The organism is Streptomyces flavusporus, assembly GCF_046267975.1.
GTDB classification, from domain to species: domain Bacteria; phylum Actinomycetota; class Actinomycetes; order Streptomycetales; family Streptomycetaceae; genus Streptomyces; species Streptomyces flavusporus.
This window is the reverse complement of the sequence record NZ_CP176503.1, coordinates 3,573,470-3,588,588: the sequence shown is the minus strand read 5'-3', so window position 1 is coordinate 3,588,588 and position 15,119 is coordinate 3,573,470. Positions and strand designations below refer to the sequence as shown.

The 15,119-nt window shown below is 67.5% G+C and carries 12 protein-coding genes; 11 read left to right on the top strand and 1 reads right to left on the bottom strand.

Translation table 11 applies throughout. From position 1 onward, the window contains the following. Positions 1-31 precede the first annotated feature (31 nt). The 6 genes from typA (at position 32) to ACKTSN_RS16860 (ending at position 8,534) form a co-directional block, all read left to right on the top strand. The gene (gene typA / locus ACKTSN_RS16885) at positions 32-1,939 is read left to right on the top strand and encodes a translational GTPase TypA (protein ID WP_409469888.1); all 1,908 of its coding nucleotides are present in this window, start codon (positions 32-34) and stop codon (positions 1,937-1,939) included. 369 nt (positions 1,940-2,308) lie between these two features. Beyond that, entirely contained in the window at positions 2,309-3,355 is a 1,047-nt protein-coding gene (locus tag ACKTSN_RS16880) for an ABC transporter permease (protein ID WP_129801309.1), read from the top strand. A gap of 101 nt (positions 3,356-3,456) precedes the next feature. Then, positions 3,457-5,250 carry an ABC transporter substrate-binding protein gene (locus ACKTSN_RS16875; protein ID WP_409469887.1) on the top strand — a complete coding sequence of 598 codons (1,794 nt, stop codon included), beginning with the start codon at positions 3,457-3,459 and terminating at the stop codon, positions 5,248-5,250. A 99-nt stretch (positions 5,251-5,349) separates the two neighbouring features. Further along, the gene (locus tag ACKTSN_RS16870; protein ID WP_409469886.1) at positions 5,350-6,327 is read left to right on the top strand and encodes an ABC transporter permease; all 978 of its coding nucleotides are present in this window, start codon (positions 5,350-5,352) and stop codon (positions 6,325-6,327) included. A 15-nt stretch (positions 6,328-6,342) separates the two neighbouring features. Continuing rightward, on the top strand, positions 6,343-7,404 hold the full coding sequence (locus tag ACKTSN_RS16865; protein ID WP_409469885.1) for an ABC transporter ATP-binding protein: 1,062 nt from the start codon (positions 6,343-6,345) through the stop codon (positions 7,402-7,404). A gap of 14 nt (positions 7,405-7,418) precedes the next feature. Beyond that, positions 7,419-8,534: an ABC transporter ATP-binding protein gene (locus tag ACKTSN_RS16860; protein WP_409469884.1), complete on the top strand. Its 1,116-nt coding sequence runs from the start codon at positions 7,419-7,421 to the stop codon at positions 8,532-8,534. A gap of 12 nt (positions 8,535-8,546) precedes the next feature. On the opposite strand, the gene ACKTSN_RS16855 is transcribed toward ACKTSN_RS16860, so the two are convergent. Continuing rightward, a complete protein-coding gene (locus tag ACKTSN_RS16855; RefSeq protein ID WP_409469883.1) occupies positions 8,547-9,284 on the bottom strand; it encodes a class I SAM-dependent methyltransferase in 738 nt (245 codons plus the stop codon). A gap of 245 nt (positions 9,285-9,529) precedes the next feature. Between ACKTSN_RS16855 and ACKTSN_RS16850 the strand changes: the two genes are divergently transcribed. Genes ACKTSN_RS16850 through ACKTSN_RS16830 form a run of 5 tightly spaced genes read left to right on the top strand, consistent with a single transcriptional unit; the run spans position 9,530 to position 15,084 of the window. Then, positions 9,530-11,158 carry a peptide ABC transporter substrate-binding protein gene (locus ACKTSN_RS16850; protein WP_409469882.1) on the top strand — a complete coding sequence of 543 codons (1,629 nt, stop codon included), beginning with the start codon at positions 9,530-9,532 and terminating at the stop codon, positions 11,156-11,158. Between the two features lie 9 nt (positions 11,159-11,167). Further along, positions 11,168-12,091, top strand: a complete 924-nt coding sequence (locus ACKTSN_RS16845; RefSeq protein WP_409469881.1) for an ABC transporter permease — start codon at positions 11,168-11,170, stop codon at positions 12,089-12,091. Further along, the gene (locus tag ACKTSN_RS16840; RefSeq protein WP_409469880.1) at positions 12,084-13,061 is read left to right on the top strand and encodes an ABC transporter permease; all 978 of its coding nucleotides are present in this window, start codon (positions 12,084-12,086) and stop codon (positions 13,059-13,061) included. Before ACKTSN_RS16845 ends, ACKTSN_RS16840 begins: the two co-directional genes overlap by 8 nt. Before the next feature lie 9 nt (positions 13,062-13,070). Then, a complete protein-coding gene (locus tag ACKTSN_RS16835) occupies positions 13,071-14,054 on the top strand; it encodes an ABC transporter ATP-binding protein (protein ID WP_409469879.1) in 984 nt (327 codons plus the stop codon). Next, on the top strand, positions 14,047-15,084 hold the full coding sequence (locus tag ACKTSN_RS16830) for an ABC transporter ATP-binding protein (protein ID WP_409469878.1): 1,038 nt from the start codon (positions 14,047-14,049) through the stop codon (positions 15,082-15,084). Before ACKTSN_RS16835 ends, ACKTSN_RS16830 begins: the two co-directional genes overlap by 8 nt. The last annotated feature ends 35 nt before the right edge of the window (positions 15,085-15,119 follow it).

Here is a 15,119-nt window from a genome sequence, read left to right as displayed (position 1 = left end):
CGTCCTCACCACTCCGGGAGTACGCCACACCATGGCCACGCGCCACGACATCCGCAACGTCGCCATCGTCGCCCACGTCGACCACGGCAAGACCACCATCGTCGACGCGATGCTCAAGCAGGCCGGTGCCTTCGCCGCGCACCAGCTCGACTCCGTCGACGACCGCATGATGGACTCGAACGACCTGGAGCGTGAGAAGGGCATCACGATCCTGGCCAAGAACACGGCGGTGAAGTACCACCCGAAGGACGGCGGGGACCCGATCACCATCAACATCATCGACACCCCCGGCCACGCCGACTTCGGTGGCGAGGTCGAGCGCGGTCTGTCGATGGTCGACGGTGTCGTCCTGCTGGTGGACGCCTCCGAGGGCCCGCTGCCGCAGACCCGCTTCGTGCTGCGCAAGGCCCTCCAGCAGCGGCTGCCCGTCATCCTCTGCATCAACAAGACGGACCGCCCGGACTCGCGGATCGACGAGGTCGTCAACGAGACCTACGACCTCTTCCTCGACCTGGACGCCGACGAGGACCAGATCGAGTTCCCGATCGTCTACGCCTGCGGCCGCGACGGCATCGCCTCGCTGACCAAGCCGCAGGACGGCACGGTCCCGGCCGACAGCGACAGCCTGGAGCCGTTCTTCTCCACGATCCTGGAGCACATCCCGGCCCCGACCTACGCCGAGGGCGCCCCGCTCCAGGCCCACGTCACCAACCTCGACGCCGACAACTTCCTCGGCCGTATCGCGCTGCTGCGCGTCCAGCAGGGTGAGCTGCGCAAGGGCCAGACGGTGGCCTGGATGAAGCGCGACGGCAGTGTGCAGAACGTCCGTATCTCCGAGCTGCTGATGACCGAGGCCCTCACCCGCGGCCCGGCGGAGAAGGCCGGCCCCGGTGACATCTGCGCGGTCGCCGGTATCCCGGACATCATGATCGGCGAGACCCTGGCCGACACCGAGAACCCGGTCGCGCTGCCGCTGATCACGGTCGACGAGCCCGCGATCTCGATGGTCATCGGCACCAACACCTCCCCGCTGGTCGGCCGTGGCGCCACCGGCAAGGGCGCCGACAACAAGGCGGCCGTGAAGGACCGCAAGGTGACGGCCCGTCAGGTCAAGGACCGCCTGGACCGCGAGCTGATCGGCAACGTCTCGCTCCGCGTCCTCGACACCGAGCGTCCGGACGCCTGGGAGGTGCAGGGCCGCGGCGAGCTGGCGCTGGCGATCCTCGTCGAGACCATGCGCCGCGAGGGCTACGAGCTGACCGTCGGCAAGCCCCAGGTCGTCACCAAGGACGTCGACGGCAAGACGTACGAGCCGGTCGAGCGGATGACGATCGACGTGCCCGAGGAGCACATGGGTGCCGTCACGCAGCTCATGGGTGTCCGCAAGGGCCGGATGGACAACATGTCCAACCACGGCTCGGGCTGGGTCCGTATGGAGTTCGTGGTCCCGTCCCGCGGCCTGATCGGTTTCCGGACGGAATTCCTCACCCAGACCCGCGGTACGGGCATCGCCCACTCGATCCACGAAGGCTTCGAGCCGTGGTTCGGCGCCCTCCAGACCCGTAACAACGGCTCGCTCGTCGCCGACCGCTCCGGCGCCGTCACCGCCTTCGCGATGACGAACCTTCAGGAGCGCGGCGTGCTCTTCGTGGAGCCGGGCACCGAGGTCTACGAGGGCATGATCGTCGGCGAGAACTCCCGCTCCGACGACATGGACGTCAACATCACCAAGGAGAAGAAGCTCACCAACATGCGCTCCTCCACGGCCGATGTGACCGAGTCGATCGTCCCGCCGCGCAAGCTGTCGCTGGAGCAGTCGCTGGAGTTCTGTCGCGACGACGAGTGCGTCGAGGTGACCCCGGAAGCCGTTCGCATCCGCAAGGTGAACCTGGACGCCCGTGAGCGGGCCCGCGCCGCGAGTCGCGCCAAGCACGGCTGACGCGCCCTCACCGGCACGTCAGGAAGACCCGGTCCTTCCCCTGGGGGAGGGCCGGGTCGTCGCGTTCAGACGGCTTTCAGATGCCTTTGGTGGGCTGTTCGCATATCGGTGCCTCGGCGATCAAGTTTCGGACATGTAAACAAAAATCCCTCCCGGTATGCCTGATTCGCCGATTTACCGTCTCACCTGTCAAGCGCGCGCAGGTGTCAATCTTTGCAATTTTTGCTCAAAAAATGGGCGGTAGGGAGATCCCTGTGTCTTCCGCCCTTGACGCGCGTTGATGCACTTGGCGAAAGTTCCCCCAAACCACAGAACCTGCCGGTATCTGTGCTGCGCTCAACTCTCCAACCCCCCGGGGGAAGAACACACATGACCAGTCCAACCAAGGCCGAGGACTCGGGGTCCGCGGTCGCCTTGGACCCAGAGCTCGCGGCGACCTCGGAAGTCGCCAAGGGTGCCAAGAAGCTTGAGGGTCGTTCCCCCGGGCAGTTGATGTGGCAGCGCTTCAAGCGTGACCGTACAGGGATGTTCTGTGCCGGCGTAGTGATTTTCTACTTCGTCGTCGCGCTGTGTGCCCCGCTGCTCACCGCGATCAGCGGCACCAACCCGTACACCCTCTACGGGCAGGACCCCACGTACGCGGACCAGCCCGTGCTGGACGACTTCGGGCTGCCGCTCGGCTACTTCGGCGGAGTCTCGGCGGACCACTGGTTCGGTGTGGAGCCGCAGTACGGCCGTGATCTGTTCGCCATGCTGGTGTACGGCATGCGCACCTCGCTGTTGATGGCGCTGGGCGTGACCACGCTGCTGATGCTGACCGGCATCATCATCGGCATGGTCGGCGGCTACTTCGGCGGGCGGACCGACTACTGGCTCGGCCGGGTCACCGACTTCTTCCTCTCGTTCCCGCAGCAGCTGTTCTTCATCGCCTTCATGCCCGTCGTGACCGCGTTCTTCGTGGACCCGCGGGAGGAGACCCCCACGTACTTCCGCGCGTTGGCGATCCTGATCGTGCTGTGGCTGCTGGGCTGGATGGGCATGGCGCGCATCGTCCGCTCCACCGTGCTGTCGCTGCGCGAGCGGGAGTTCGTCGAGGCCGCCAAGGTCGCCGGCGCCTCGCCGGGGCGGATCGTCCGCAAGGAGATCCTGCCGAACATCGTCTCGCCGATCCTGATCCAGTTCACGTACCAGCTGCCCAGCACCATCCTCACCATCGCCTTCCTCTCCTTCGCCGGTGTCGGTTTCGTCGAGCCGACTCCGGACTGGGGACGACTGTTCGCCGCCGGCGCCAAGTACGCCGAGCAGGACCCGGCGTTCATGTTCTTCCCCGGAGTGGCGCTGGTGATCTTCATCCTGTGCTTCAACCTCCTCGGAGACTCCGTACGGGATGCCTTCGACCCCAAGTCCGGGCGGTAATCGTCCATTGGTGGGGGGTGACTGCCGCCCCCGCGACGGCCTACCAGCCGCGTCAGGCAGTACTCATGGATAACAACCGACAGGTAGGTGCATTCACCGCTATGAAGTCGTTCACCTCGCGCAGAGCGCGCGCCATAGTGGTCGCGATCGCGGCCGGCTCCCTCGCGCTCACGGGCTGCTCGGAGAACAAGGGCACGAACTCCAACAAGGACTCCAAGGAGGACCAGAAGGAGGCGGCCGCCCAGTCGAAGGCCGTCACCTACGCCGACGCCGCGGCCTCGACCGGCCCGGCCGAGGAGGTCCCCGGTGCCAAGAGCGGCGGCACGATCACCGTCTACCAGGAGGCGGGCCTCTCCCACCTGGACCCGGGCCAGATCTACGTCTCCGACGCCGGCCAGGTCGCCAACCTGCTCTTCCGCGGGCTGACGAACTTCGAGGAGGACGGCAAGGGCGGCGTCTCGGTCGTCGGCGACCTCGCCACCGACTCCGGCAAGTCCTCCGACGGCGGCAAGACCTGGACGTTCACGCTCAAGGACGGCATCAAGGACCAGAACGGCAAGGAGATCACCTCCGCCGACGTCCGCCACACCGTCGAGCGTCAGTACGCCGAGTTCATCTTCGACGGCCCGACGTACCTGCAGACCTGGCTGAGCGGCGCGGACTACCGCAAGGCGCTGCCGGACGGCGGCTTCGGCAGCAAGCACCTGCCGGACTCGGTCCTGGAGACCCCGGACGACAAGACGATCGTCTTCCACTTCGACACGGCGCGTCCGGACCTGCCCCAGACGCTGGCCATGCCGGGCTACTCCATCGTCCCGGAGGAGACCGACACGAAGGAGAAGTACGACAAGGCCCCGGTCTCCACCGGCCCGTACAAGATCGCCGAGTACAAGGTCGGCAAGTCCCTCAAGCTCGTCAAGAACGACCAGTGGGACCCGAAGACCGACGCCGTGCGCCACCAGTATGTGGACGGCTGGAACGTCGACTTCGGTGTCACCGAGTCGACGCAGACGAAGCGTCTGATCGCCGACCAGGGCGACGCCAAGAACGCCATCCAGCTCACCGGTGCCGTCGAGTCCACGCAGATCCAGGACGTCATCGGCGACGCGGCCGTCAACAAGCGCACGATCAAGGGCTACCAGCCCTACGTCATGGTGCTCAACTTCAACCTGGACCGCGTCAAGAACAAGAAGGTCCGCGACGCCGTCACCTACGCGATCAACTCCAAGTCGCTCATCGCCGGTGAGGGCGGCGCGTACGGTGGTGACCCGGCCCCGAACCTGTTCGCCCCGACGCTGCCGGGCTACGAGGCGGACTACGACCCGTACGGCCGTCTGAAGACGCCGCAGGGCAACATCGAGAAGGCCAAGGAGCTCCTCGCGGACGTCCCGGCCGCTGAGAAGAAGCTGGTCCTCGCCTACCGCAACAGCGAGAACGAGCAGAAGCGCAAGGTCGCCCTCGAGGACGCCCTGAGCAAGGTCGGCATCGACCTCGTCGCCAAGGAGGTCGACGCGGCGAGCTTCACCGAGCAGATCGGCAAACTCGACAACCCGTACGACGTCTACATCACCGGCTGGGGCCAGGACTGGCCGTCCCCCGGCACGGTCGTCACGCCGATCTACGACGGTGACCAGATCGCCGACGGTTCGCCGAACTACTCGCACGTCAATGACCCGAAGGTCCAGGAGCTGATCAAGAAGGCCCTGACCCAGGAGCCGACCGAGGCCCTGAAGACCTGGCAGGAGGCGCACCACTACATCCTGGAGGAGATCAACCCGGCCGCTCCGCTGTGGTACGCCAAGCAGTTCCAGCTCTACGGTTCGAACATCGGTGGTGCCCGCTACAGCACCGAGTCGAGCTACATCGACGTCACCCGACTGTTCCTGAAGTCGTAACTCTCTACGGCTGATCGCGGGGGTGCGCACCAGGCGGAGCGCACCCCCGCGGTTCCGCGCAAACCTCCCACCGTCTCCGCAGAGAGCAGCCTTCCCGCCATGCTTCAGTTCATCATCCGGCGCTTGGCCGGTGCCGTCGTCACCTTGTTCCTCATCGGCGCCGTCACCTTCTTCCTCTTCGTCGCCGGGCCCTCCGACTACGCCTCCCTGGCCTGTGGCAAGGACTGCTCGCCCGAGAGGGTGGACGCCATCCGTCAGGCACTCGGCCTCAACGAACCGGTCACCCAGCAGTTCTGGGAGTTCATGTCCGGCATCGTGCTGGGCCGTGACTTCCCCGACGGCCACTGCGCCGCCCCGTGCCTCGGCCAGTCGTTCTACTCGGGCGACATGGTCTGGGACACCATCATGGACCGCTTCCCGCTGACCATCTCGCTGACGGTCGGCGCCATGGTCGTCTTCCTGACCATCGGCATCGGCGCGGGAATGATCGCCGCCTACCGCCGCGGCTCCATGATCGACAAGGTCGCCACCGGCGCGTCCATGGTGCTCAGCTCGTTCCAGATCTACTTCCTCGGCCCGATCGTGCTGCTGATCTTCGTGTACAGCACCGGCTGGGTGGAGGCCCCCAAGTACGTGCCGTTCACGGAGAATCCCTTCGGCTGGCTGGCCGGGCTGTGGATCCCGATGGTCGTGATGGCCACCATCTTCACCGCGCAGTACACGCGTATGGCGCGCGCCTCCCTCGTCGAGCAGCTCGCCGAGGAACACGTCCGCACGGCTCGGGCCAAGGGCATGCCGAAGAACTACGTCTTCTTCCGTTACGCCTGGCGCGGTTCGCTCATCCCGATCGTTACCGTCCTCGGCATCGACCTCAGCTCGCTGCTCGGCGGCGGCGTGGTCACCGAACTGACCTTCTCCCTCCAGGGCATCGGACGCCTCGCGGTGGAGGGCGCGGTCAACAAGGACCTCCCGCTGACGATGGGCGTCATGCTGGTCGGAGCCTTCTTCATCCTGCTCCTGAACATCCTCGTCGACATCGTGTACGCCTGGATCGACCCGCGCGTCCGGCTCTCCTAGGAAGAACGAACCACCGTGACCACACTGACCAAGACCGAGGACGCCCCGGCCCCGACCGGGCCCGAGAGCTTCCTCTCGGTCCGTGACCTGCGGGTGCAGTTCTCCACCGAGGACGGCATCGTCAAGGCGGTCGACGGACTGTCCTTCGACGTCGAGCGCGGTAAGACCCTGGGCATCGTCGGCGAGTCCGGCTCCGGCAAGTCCGTCACCAACCTGACGATCCTGGGCCTGCACAACCCGCGGACCACCACCGTCGACGGCGAGATCGTCCTCGACGGCAAGGAACTCGTCACCGCCACCGAGAAGGAGCTGGAGAGGCTCCGCGGCAACAAGATGGCGATGATCTTCCAGGACCCGCTGACCGCCCTCTCCCCGTACTACACGGTGGGCCGCCAGCTGTCCGAGCCGTACATGAAGCACACCGGCGCCTCCAAGAAGGAGGCCAAGGACCGGGCGATCCAGATGCTGGAGAAGGTCGGCATCCCGCAGCCCAAGGTGCGCTTCGACGACTACCCGCACCAGTTCTCCGGCGGTATGCGCCAGCGCGCGATGATCGCCATGGCGCTGATGTGCGACCCCGACCTGCTGATCGCCGACGAGCCGACCACCGCGCTCGACGTGACCGTGCAGGCGCAGATCCTGGACCTGCTCAAGGACCTCCAGCAGGAGTTCGGCTCCGCGATCATCTTCATCACCCACGACCTCGGCGTCATCTCCAACATGGCCGACGACCTGCTGGTGATGTACGCCGGCCGGGCCGTGGAGCGCGGCAGCGTCAAGGAGGTGCTGCGCACCCCGAAGCACCCGTACACCTGGGGCCTGCTCAGCTCCATGCCGCGTCTGGACGGCGACATCCACACGGAGCTGACGCCGATCCCGGGCACTCCGCCCTCCCTGCTCAACCCGCCGTCGGGCTGCCCCTTCCACCCGCGCTGCGCCTTCAAGGACAAGGTGCCGGGCACGCTCTGCACGGACGTACGGCCGCCGCTGGGCGAGGGCCGTGACTCCGCGTGCCACCTCACGGCCGAGCAGAAGCAGACCATCTTCATCGACGAGATCCAGCCCCGGCTGCGCTAGGGAGAACCGAGATCATGAGCGAGAACCTCACCCTCCCCGCACAGCAGGGCTCCACCGACCAGACCCCGACGGAAACCCTCCTCGAGGTCAAGGGGCTCACGAAACACTTCCCGATCTACGGCGGCTTCCCGATCAAACGGAAGGTCGGCGCGGTGCAGGCCGTCGACGGGGTCGACCTGACCGTCGGCGTCGGCGAGAGCCTCGGCCTGGTCGGCGAGTCGGGCTGCGGCAAGTCGACGACCGGCCGGCTGATCACCCGGTTGCTGGAGCCGACGGCCGGACAGATCACCTACGCCGGGCAGGACATCACGCACGCCTCCCGCCGGCAGCTCGCGCCGGTGCGGTCCGAGATCCAGATGATCTTCCAGGACCCGTACTCCTCGCTGAACCCGCGGCAAACCGTCGGCACCATCATCAAGTCGCCGATGGAGGTCAACGGGATCGAGCCGGCGGGCGGCCGGGAGAAGCGCGTCCGGGAGCTGCTGGAGCTGGTCGGCCTCAACCCCGAGCACTACAACCGCTTCCCGCACGAGTTCTCCGGCGGCCAGCGCCAGCGCATCGGCGTGGCCCGCGCGCTCGCGCTGAACCCGAAGCTGATCGTCGCCGACGAGCCGGTCTCCGCGCTGGACGTGTCGATCCAGGCGCAGGTGGTGAACCTGCTGCAGAAGGTGCAGCAGGAGCTGGGCATCGCCTTCGTGTTCATCGCCCACGACCTGGCCATCGTGCGGCACTTCTCGCAGCGTGTCGCCGTCATGTACCTCGGCAAGGTGGTCGAGGTCGGCGACCGGGACTCGATCTACAACCGGCCGCGGCACCCGTACACACACGCCTTGCTGTCCGCGGTCCCCGAGGTCGAGATCAGCGACGAGAGCGAGAGCCGTGAGCGGATCCGCCTCGCAGGCGACGTGCCCTCGCCGATCCACCCGCCGTCCGGCTGCCGCTTCCGCACCCGCTGCTGGAAGGCGCAGGACAAGTGCGCCACCGAGGAACCGCCCCTGGTCCAGCTCTCCGGCAACCGGGCCGGCCACCTGACGGCCTGCCACTTCCCGGAGGACCCGACCACGGAGGCCCGCGACGAGGACGTCGTTCTCGACCCGGCGCTGAAGGCGCTGGAGGAGGACCAGGACTGACGCAGATGTCAGCTAGGCCCGCCGTACGACCGTGATGATCTCGGGGCTGGCGGGGGTGAGCGGCCCCCGCCCCCAGTCCCCGAACCGCTGCCGTACGGCGAGCCCGGCCTCGTCCAGGAACCGGTCCAGGGCGTCCACGCCGAGGAACCTGAGCGTGTTGCGGCTGACCTGGGGTTCGTCCCAGCGCGGACCGTCGAAGGTCCCGGTGAACGACACCCTGTCCCCGTGGACCGGGGTCTCGGTCTCGTGCCACAGGCGCACCACGTCCCCGTCCGGGCCGCGGGCCTCGTGGATCCGGTCCGGGGTCCAGGACTCCCAGGCGCGGGCGGCCGGATTGCGCGTCTCGAACACGAACGCGCCGTGCGGGGCGAGGCTCCGGCGGACCGCGGCGAGCGAACGCCGCAGCTCCTCGTCGCCGAGCAGCTCCTGAAAGGCGTGCCCGGTCATCACGACCAGGTCGAACTCCTCGTGCCACCAGGTGGAGGACAGGTCCCCGAGCACCCACTCGACGTCCCGGGTGGCGCGTCGGGCCCGTACGAGCATCGCGGCGGCCGGATCGAGGCCGGTGAGCCGCCCCTCGTGCCCCGCCTCCCGCGCCTGCCGCAGCAGCCGCCCGGTTCCGCAGCCGACGTCGAGCACGGCACCGGCGGACATCACCAGATCGAGGTAGAAGTCGTCACCCGCTCCCCACGGGTTGAGGGCCTCATACAGTTCGACGAGAGCGGCGTCACGGTAGGAACGATCACCCATCCGGGCAGTGTGCCTGCTGTACGGCGGATCAGTACACGAATCCGGGATTTACGCGGAAAGAACGAGCACACCGCATCGGCTCGCAGCCCCATCACCCCCAGCCGCCCCGCATTTCACCCGCACCCCTCCCTCACTAGCCCAAAGAGCCGCACGCCTATGCATGGCGCGCCGTTTGGACGGATATTGGCCGTTATGGGGCCGGCGTCCCGGCGACGGCGGTAGGGCACTGCATGAGGAGGGACTCCATGCGTAGAGCCACGCACGCCACATGGGCCGTGTGTGCGGTCGCGGCAACCCTCGTGGCGACCGCCTGCGGCGGGGGCGTCGGCAGTGCCGGCGACAGCGGTGCGGTGCTGAGCTCCTCCTGGGGCGACCCGCAGAACCCGCTGGAGCCGGCCAACACCAACGAGGTGCAGGGCGGCAAGGTCCTCGACATGATCTTCCGGGGCCTGAAGAAGTACAACCCCGAGACCGGCAAGGCCGAGGACATGCTCGCCGAGAGCATCGAGACGACCGACTCGCGGAACTTCACCGTCACCATCAAGGACGGCTGGACCTTCAGCAACGGCGAACCGGTCACCGCCCGGTCCTTCGTCGACGCCTGGAACTACGGCGCGAGCCTGAAGAACAACCAGCGCAACGCCTACTTCTTCAGCTACATCGAGGGCTACGACAAGGTCCACCCCGAGGACGGCGACAAGCAGAGCGCCGACACCCTGTCCGGCCTGAAGGTCACCGGCGACCGCACCTTCACCGTCCGGCTCAGCCAGAAGTTCTCCACCTTCCCCGACACCCTCGGCTATCCCGCCTTCGCCCCGCTGCCCCGGGCGTTCTTCGAGGACCACGACGCCTGGCTCAGCAGGCCCGTCGGCAACGGCCCGTACAGCGTCGACTCGTACATCAGGGGCTCCCAGATGTCCCTGCGCGCCTGGGACGCCTACCCCGGCCCCGACAAGGCCCAGAACGGCGGCGTCGACCTCAAGGTCTACACCGACAACAACACCGCCTACACCGACCTGCTGGCCGGCAACCTCGACCTCGTCGACGACGTCCCCGCATCCCAGCTCAAGAACGTCCGCAACGACCTGGGCGACCGTTACCTCAACACCCCCGCCGGCATCCTCCAGACCCTCGCCTTCCCCTACTACGACAGGAACTGGAACCGGCCCGGCATGGACAAGGTCCGCAAGGGCCTGTCCCGGGCGATCGACCGCAAGCAGATCACCGAGACCATCTTCCACAAGACCCGCACCCCCGCGACCGACTGGACCTCCCCGGTCCTCGGCGAGGAGGGCGGATACAAGCCCGGGCTGTGCGGGCAGTGGTGCGAGTACGACGCCGCGGAGGCGAAGAAGCTGGTCCGCGAGGGCGGCGGACTGCCCGGCGGTCAGGTCAGGATCACGTACAACGCGGACACCGGCTCCCACAAGCAGTGGGTCGACGCGGTGTGCAACTCCATCAACAACGCCCTCGACAACGACCACGCCTGCGTCGGCAACCCGATCGGCACCTTCGCCGACTTCCGCAGCCAGATCACCGACCGCAAGATGGCCGGCCCCTTCCGCGCCGGCTGGCAGATGGACTACCCGCTGATCCAGAACTTCCTCCAGCCGCTCTACTACACCAACGCCTCCTCCAACGACGGCAAGTGGTCCGACCAGAAGTTCGACGACCTCGTCGACCGGGCCAACGCCGAGTCCGACACGGCCAAGGCGATCAAGACCTTCCAGCAGGCCCAGGAGGTCGTCCGGGACAACATGGCCGCCATCCCGCTCTGGTACCAGAACGGCAGCGCCGGCTACTCGGAGCGCCTGTCGGACGTGAAACTCAACCCGTTCAGCGTCCCCGTCTACGACCAGATCAAGGTCAGCTGAGGCGGCGCCATGGGACGGTATGTCGTCCGGCGCCTGCTGCAGATGGTCCCGGTCTTCGTCGGGGCCACCCTGCTGATCTTCCTGATGGTCAACGTGATGGGTGACCCCATCGCCGGCCTGTGCGGTGAGCGGGAGTGCGACCCGGCGACGGCCGCCCGGCTCAGGAAGGAGTTCGGCCTCGACAAGCCGGTCTGGCAGCAATACCTGACCTACATGGGCAACGTCTTCACCGGCGACTTCGGCACCGCCTTCAACGGCCAGCCGGTCATCGAGCTGATGTCGACCGCGTTCCCGGTCACCATCCGGCTCACCATCGTGGCGATCCTGTTCGAGATCGTCATCGGCATCACGCTGGGCGTCGTCACGGGTCTGCGCCGGGGCCACCCCGTCGACACCACGGTCCTGCTGATCACCCTCGTCGTCATCTCCGTGCCCACCTTCGTCACCGGCCTGCTGCTCCAGCTTCTGCTCGGCGTCCAGTGGGGCTGGATCAAACCGTCGGTGTCCCCCGAGGCCCGGTTCGACGAGCTGATCGTGCCCGGTCTCGTGCTCGCCTCCGTATCCCTCGCCTACGTCACCCGTCTGACCCGCACCTCCATCGCGGAGAACCGGCGCTCCGACTACGTCCGTACGGCCGTCGCCAAGGGCCTGCCCCGACGCCGGGTGATCACCCGGCATCTGCTGCGCAACTCCCTGATCCCCGTGGTCACCTTCATCGGCACCGATGTCGGCGCGCTGATGGGCGGCGCGATCGTCACCGAGCGGATCTTCAACATCCACGGCGTCGGCTACCAGCTCTACCAGGGGATTCTCCGGCAGAACACCCAGACCGTCGTCGGCTTCGTGACCGTCCTCGTCCTCGTCTTCCTGCTCGCCAACCTCCTCGTCGATCTCCTGTACGCCGTACTCGACCCGAGGATCCGCTATGCCTGAACGCAGGGAACCCGGCGGCGCGATCGCCGGCACCGGCATGGGAGGAGCGATGGACCTGGCCGCGAGCGAGGCGGAGACGCTGGAGAACCGTCCCAGCCGCCCGGACGGTGCGGGCCCGTCCGGCAAACCCCGTTCCCTCTGGTCCGACGCCTGGCACGACCTGCGCCGCAACCCGGTCTTCATCATCTCGGGCCTGGTGATCTGCTTCCTGGTCGTCATCTCCCTGTGGCCGTCCCTGATCGCCTCGGGCAATCCCCTCAAGTGCGACCTCGCCAAGGCCCAGGAGGGCTCACAGCCCGGGCATCCCTTCGGCTACGACGGCCAGGGCTGCGACGTGTACACGCGCACGGTCTACGGCGCCCGTACGTCCGTCGTGGTCGGCGTCTGCGCCACGCTGGGGGTCGCGATCCTGGGGAGCGTGCTCGGCGGGCTCGCCGGGTTCTTCGGCGGGATGTGGGACTCGGTCCTGTCGCGGATCACCGACATCTTCTTCGCGATCCCCGTCGTGCTCGGCGGCCTCGTCCTGCTGTCGGTCGTGACCAGCAACTCCGTCTGGCCGGTCATCGGGTTCATGGTGCTGCTCGGCTGGCCGCAGATCTCCCGGATCGCCCGCGGCTCCGTCATCACCGTCAAACAGAACGACTACGTCCAGGCAGCCCGCGCCCTCGGCTCCTCCAACTCCCGGCTGCTGCTGCGGCACATCGCACCCAACGCCGTCGCACCGGTGATCGTCGTGGCGACCATCGCGCTCGGCACGTACATCGCGCTGGAGGCGACCCTGTCGTACCTCGGTGTCGGCCTGAAGCCGCCCAGCGTCTCCTGGGGGATCGACATCTCGGCGGCCTCCCCGTACATCCGCAACGCCCCGCACGCGCTGCTGTGGCCCTCCGGAGCGCTGGCGATCACCGTGCTCGCGTTCATCATGCTCGGCGACGCGGTGCGCGACGCCCTCGACCCGAAGCTGAGGTGAGGTGCCGGCATGCTGCTCGAAGTACGCGATCTGCAGGTGGAGTTCCGGACCCGGGACGGGATCGCCAAGGCCGTCAACGGTGTCACCTACAGCGTGGACGCCGGCGAGACCCTCGCCGTGCTCGGCGAGTCCGGGTCCGGCAAGTCCGTCACCGCCCAGGCCGTCATGGGCATCCTCGACATGCCGCCGGGCCGGATCACCGGCGGGGAGGTCCTCTTCCAGGGGCGGGACCTGCTGAAGCTCAAGGAGGACGAGCGGCGGAAGATCCGCGGCGCCGAGATGGCGATGATCTTCCAGGACGCGCTGTCTGCACTCAACCCCGTGCTGTCCGTGGGCGACCAGCTCGGCGAGATGTTCGTGGTCCACCGGGGCATGTCGAAGAAGGACGCGCGGGCCAGGGCCGTGGAGCTGATGGACCGCGTCCGCATCCCGGGCGCCAAGGAACGGGTGAAGCAGTACCCGCACCAGTTCTCCGGCGGTATGCGCCAACGCATCATGATCGCGATGGCCCTCGCCCTCGAACCGGCCCTGATCATCGCCGACGAGCCCACCACCGCCCTCGACGTCACCGTGCAGGCCCAGGTCATGGACCTGCTGGCGGAGCTTCGGCGCGAACTGAACATGGGGCTGATCCTCATCACCCACGACCTCGGCGTGGTCGCCGACGTCGCCGACCGGATCGCGGTGATGTACGCGGGCCGGATCGTGGAGTCGGCGCCGGTGCACGACATCTACAAGGCGCCGGCCCACCCCTACACCAGGGGCCTGCTCGACTCCATCCCGCGTCTGCACCACAAGGGCCAGGAACTCTACGCCATCAAGGGGCTGCCGCCCAACCTCATGAACATCCCGCCGGGCTGCGCGTTCCACCCGCGCTGCCCGATGGCCCAGGACGTGTGCCGCACCGACGTACCCCCGCTGTACGAGGTGACCCCATCGGACGGGGCCCGGAGGAGCGCCTGTCACTTCTGGAGGGAGTGCCTGCATGGCTGAGCCGATTCTGGAGGTCAGCGGGCTCGTCAAGCACTACCCGCTGACGCGGGGCGTCCTCTTCAAGAAGCAGGTCGGCTCGGTGAAGGCCGTCGACGGCGTCGACCTCACCCTCGACCGCGGCGAAACCCTCGGCATCGTCGGCGAGTCCGGCTGCGGCAAGTCCACGGTCGCCAGGATGCTGGTCAGCCTGGAGAAGCCGACGGCCGGAGTGATCAGGTACAGGGGCGAGGACATCACCCAGCTGTCCGGCAAGGCCCTGAAGGCCGTACGGCGCAACATCCAGATGGTGTTCCAGGACCCGTACACCTCCCTCAACCCCCGTATGACGGTGGGCGACATCATCGGGGAGCCGTACGAGATCCACCCCGAGGTGGCCCCCAAGGGCGACCGGCGCAGACGCGTCCAGGAACTGCTGGACGTCGTGGGCCTCAACCCCGAGTACATCAACCGCTATCCGCATCAGTTCTCCGGCGGTCAGCGTCAACGCATCGGCCTCGCACGGGGCTTGGCGCTGCGCCCGGAGATCATCGTCGCCGACGAACCGGTCTCCGCGCTGGACGTGTCCGTCCAGGCCCAGGTCATCAACCTGATGGAGCGCCTGCAGAACGAGTTCGACCTCTCGTACATCTTCATCGCGCACGACCTGTCGATCGTCCGGCACATCTCGGACCGGGTCGGCGTCATGTACCTCGGCAGGATCGTGGAGACCGGCAGGGACGCCGAGATCTACGACCACCCCACGCACCCCTACACCCAGGCGCTGCTCTCCGCGGTCCCCGTGCCCGACCCGGAGGCCCGTGAACACCGCGAGCGCATCATCCTCTTCGGCGACGTACCCTCCCCGACGAACATCCCCTCCGGCTGCCGCTTCCGCACCCGCTGCTGGAAGGCGCAGGAGCGCTGCACCCTGGAGGTGCCGGCGCTCGCGGTGCCCGCGGAGTTCAGGCCGACGGGCGGTCCTGCGGCCCACGACTCCGCTTGCCACTTCGCGGAGGAGAAGCAGGTGGTGCCGCCGGAGGAGACGCGGTAACACGGAGGCAACTCCACTGACCTGATTCCGATATA

What these genes read in the sequence shown, in the direction of transcription:
- typA (WP_409469888.1), top strand. Translation starts at nt 32, where the DNA reads ATGGCCACGCGCCACGACATCCGCAACGTCGCCATCGTCGCCCACGTC.
- ACKTSN_RS16880 (WP_129801309.1), top strand. Translation starts at nt 2,309, where the DNA reads ATGACCAGTCCAACCAAGGCCGAGGACTCGGGGTCCGCGGTCGCCTTG.
- ACKTSN_RS16875 (WP_409469887.1), top strand. Translation starts at nt 3,457, where the DNA reads ATGAAGTCGTTCACCTCGCGCAGAGCGCGCGCCATAGTGGTCGCGATC.
- ACKTSN_RS16870 (WP_409469886.1), top strand. Translation starts at nt 5,350, where the DNA reads ATGCTTCAGTTCATCATCCGGCGCTTGGCCGGTGCCGTCGTCACCTTG.
- ACKTSN_RS16860 (WP_409469884.1), top strand. Translation starts at nt 7,419, where the DNA reads ATGAGCGAGAACCTCACCCTCCCCGCACAGCAGGGCTCCACCGACCAG.
- ACKTSN_RS16855 (WP_409469883.1), bottom strand. Translation starts at nt 9,284, where the DNA reads ATGGGTGATCGTTCCTACCGTGACGCCGCTCTCGTCGAACTGTATGAG.
- ACKTSN_RS16850 (WP_409469882.1), top strand. Translation starts at nt 9,530, where the DNA reads ATGCGTAGAGCCACGCACGCCACATGGGCCGTGTGTGCGGTCGCGGCA.
- ACKTSN_RS16845 (WP_409469881.1), top strand. Translation starts at nt 11,168, where the DNA reads ATGGGACGGTATGTCGTCCGGCGCCTGCTGCAGATGGTCCCGGTCTTC.
- ACKTSN_RS16840 (WP_409469880.1), top strand. Translation starts at nt 12,084, where the DNA reads ATGCCTGAACGCAGGGAACCCGGCGGCGCGATCGCCGGCACCGGCATG.
- ACKTSN_RS16835 (WP_409469879.1), top strand. Translation starts at nt 13,071, where the DNA reads ATGCTGCTCGAAGTACGCGATCTGCAGGTGGAGTTCCGGACCCGGGAC.
- ACKTSN_RS16830 (WP_409469878.1), top strand. Translation starts at nt 14,047, where the DNA reads ATGGCTGAGCCGATTCTGGAGGTCAGCGGGCTCGTCAAGCACTACCCG.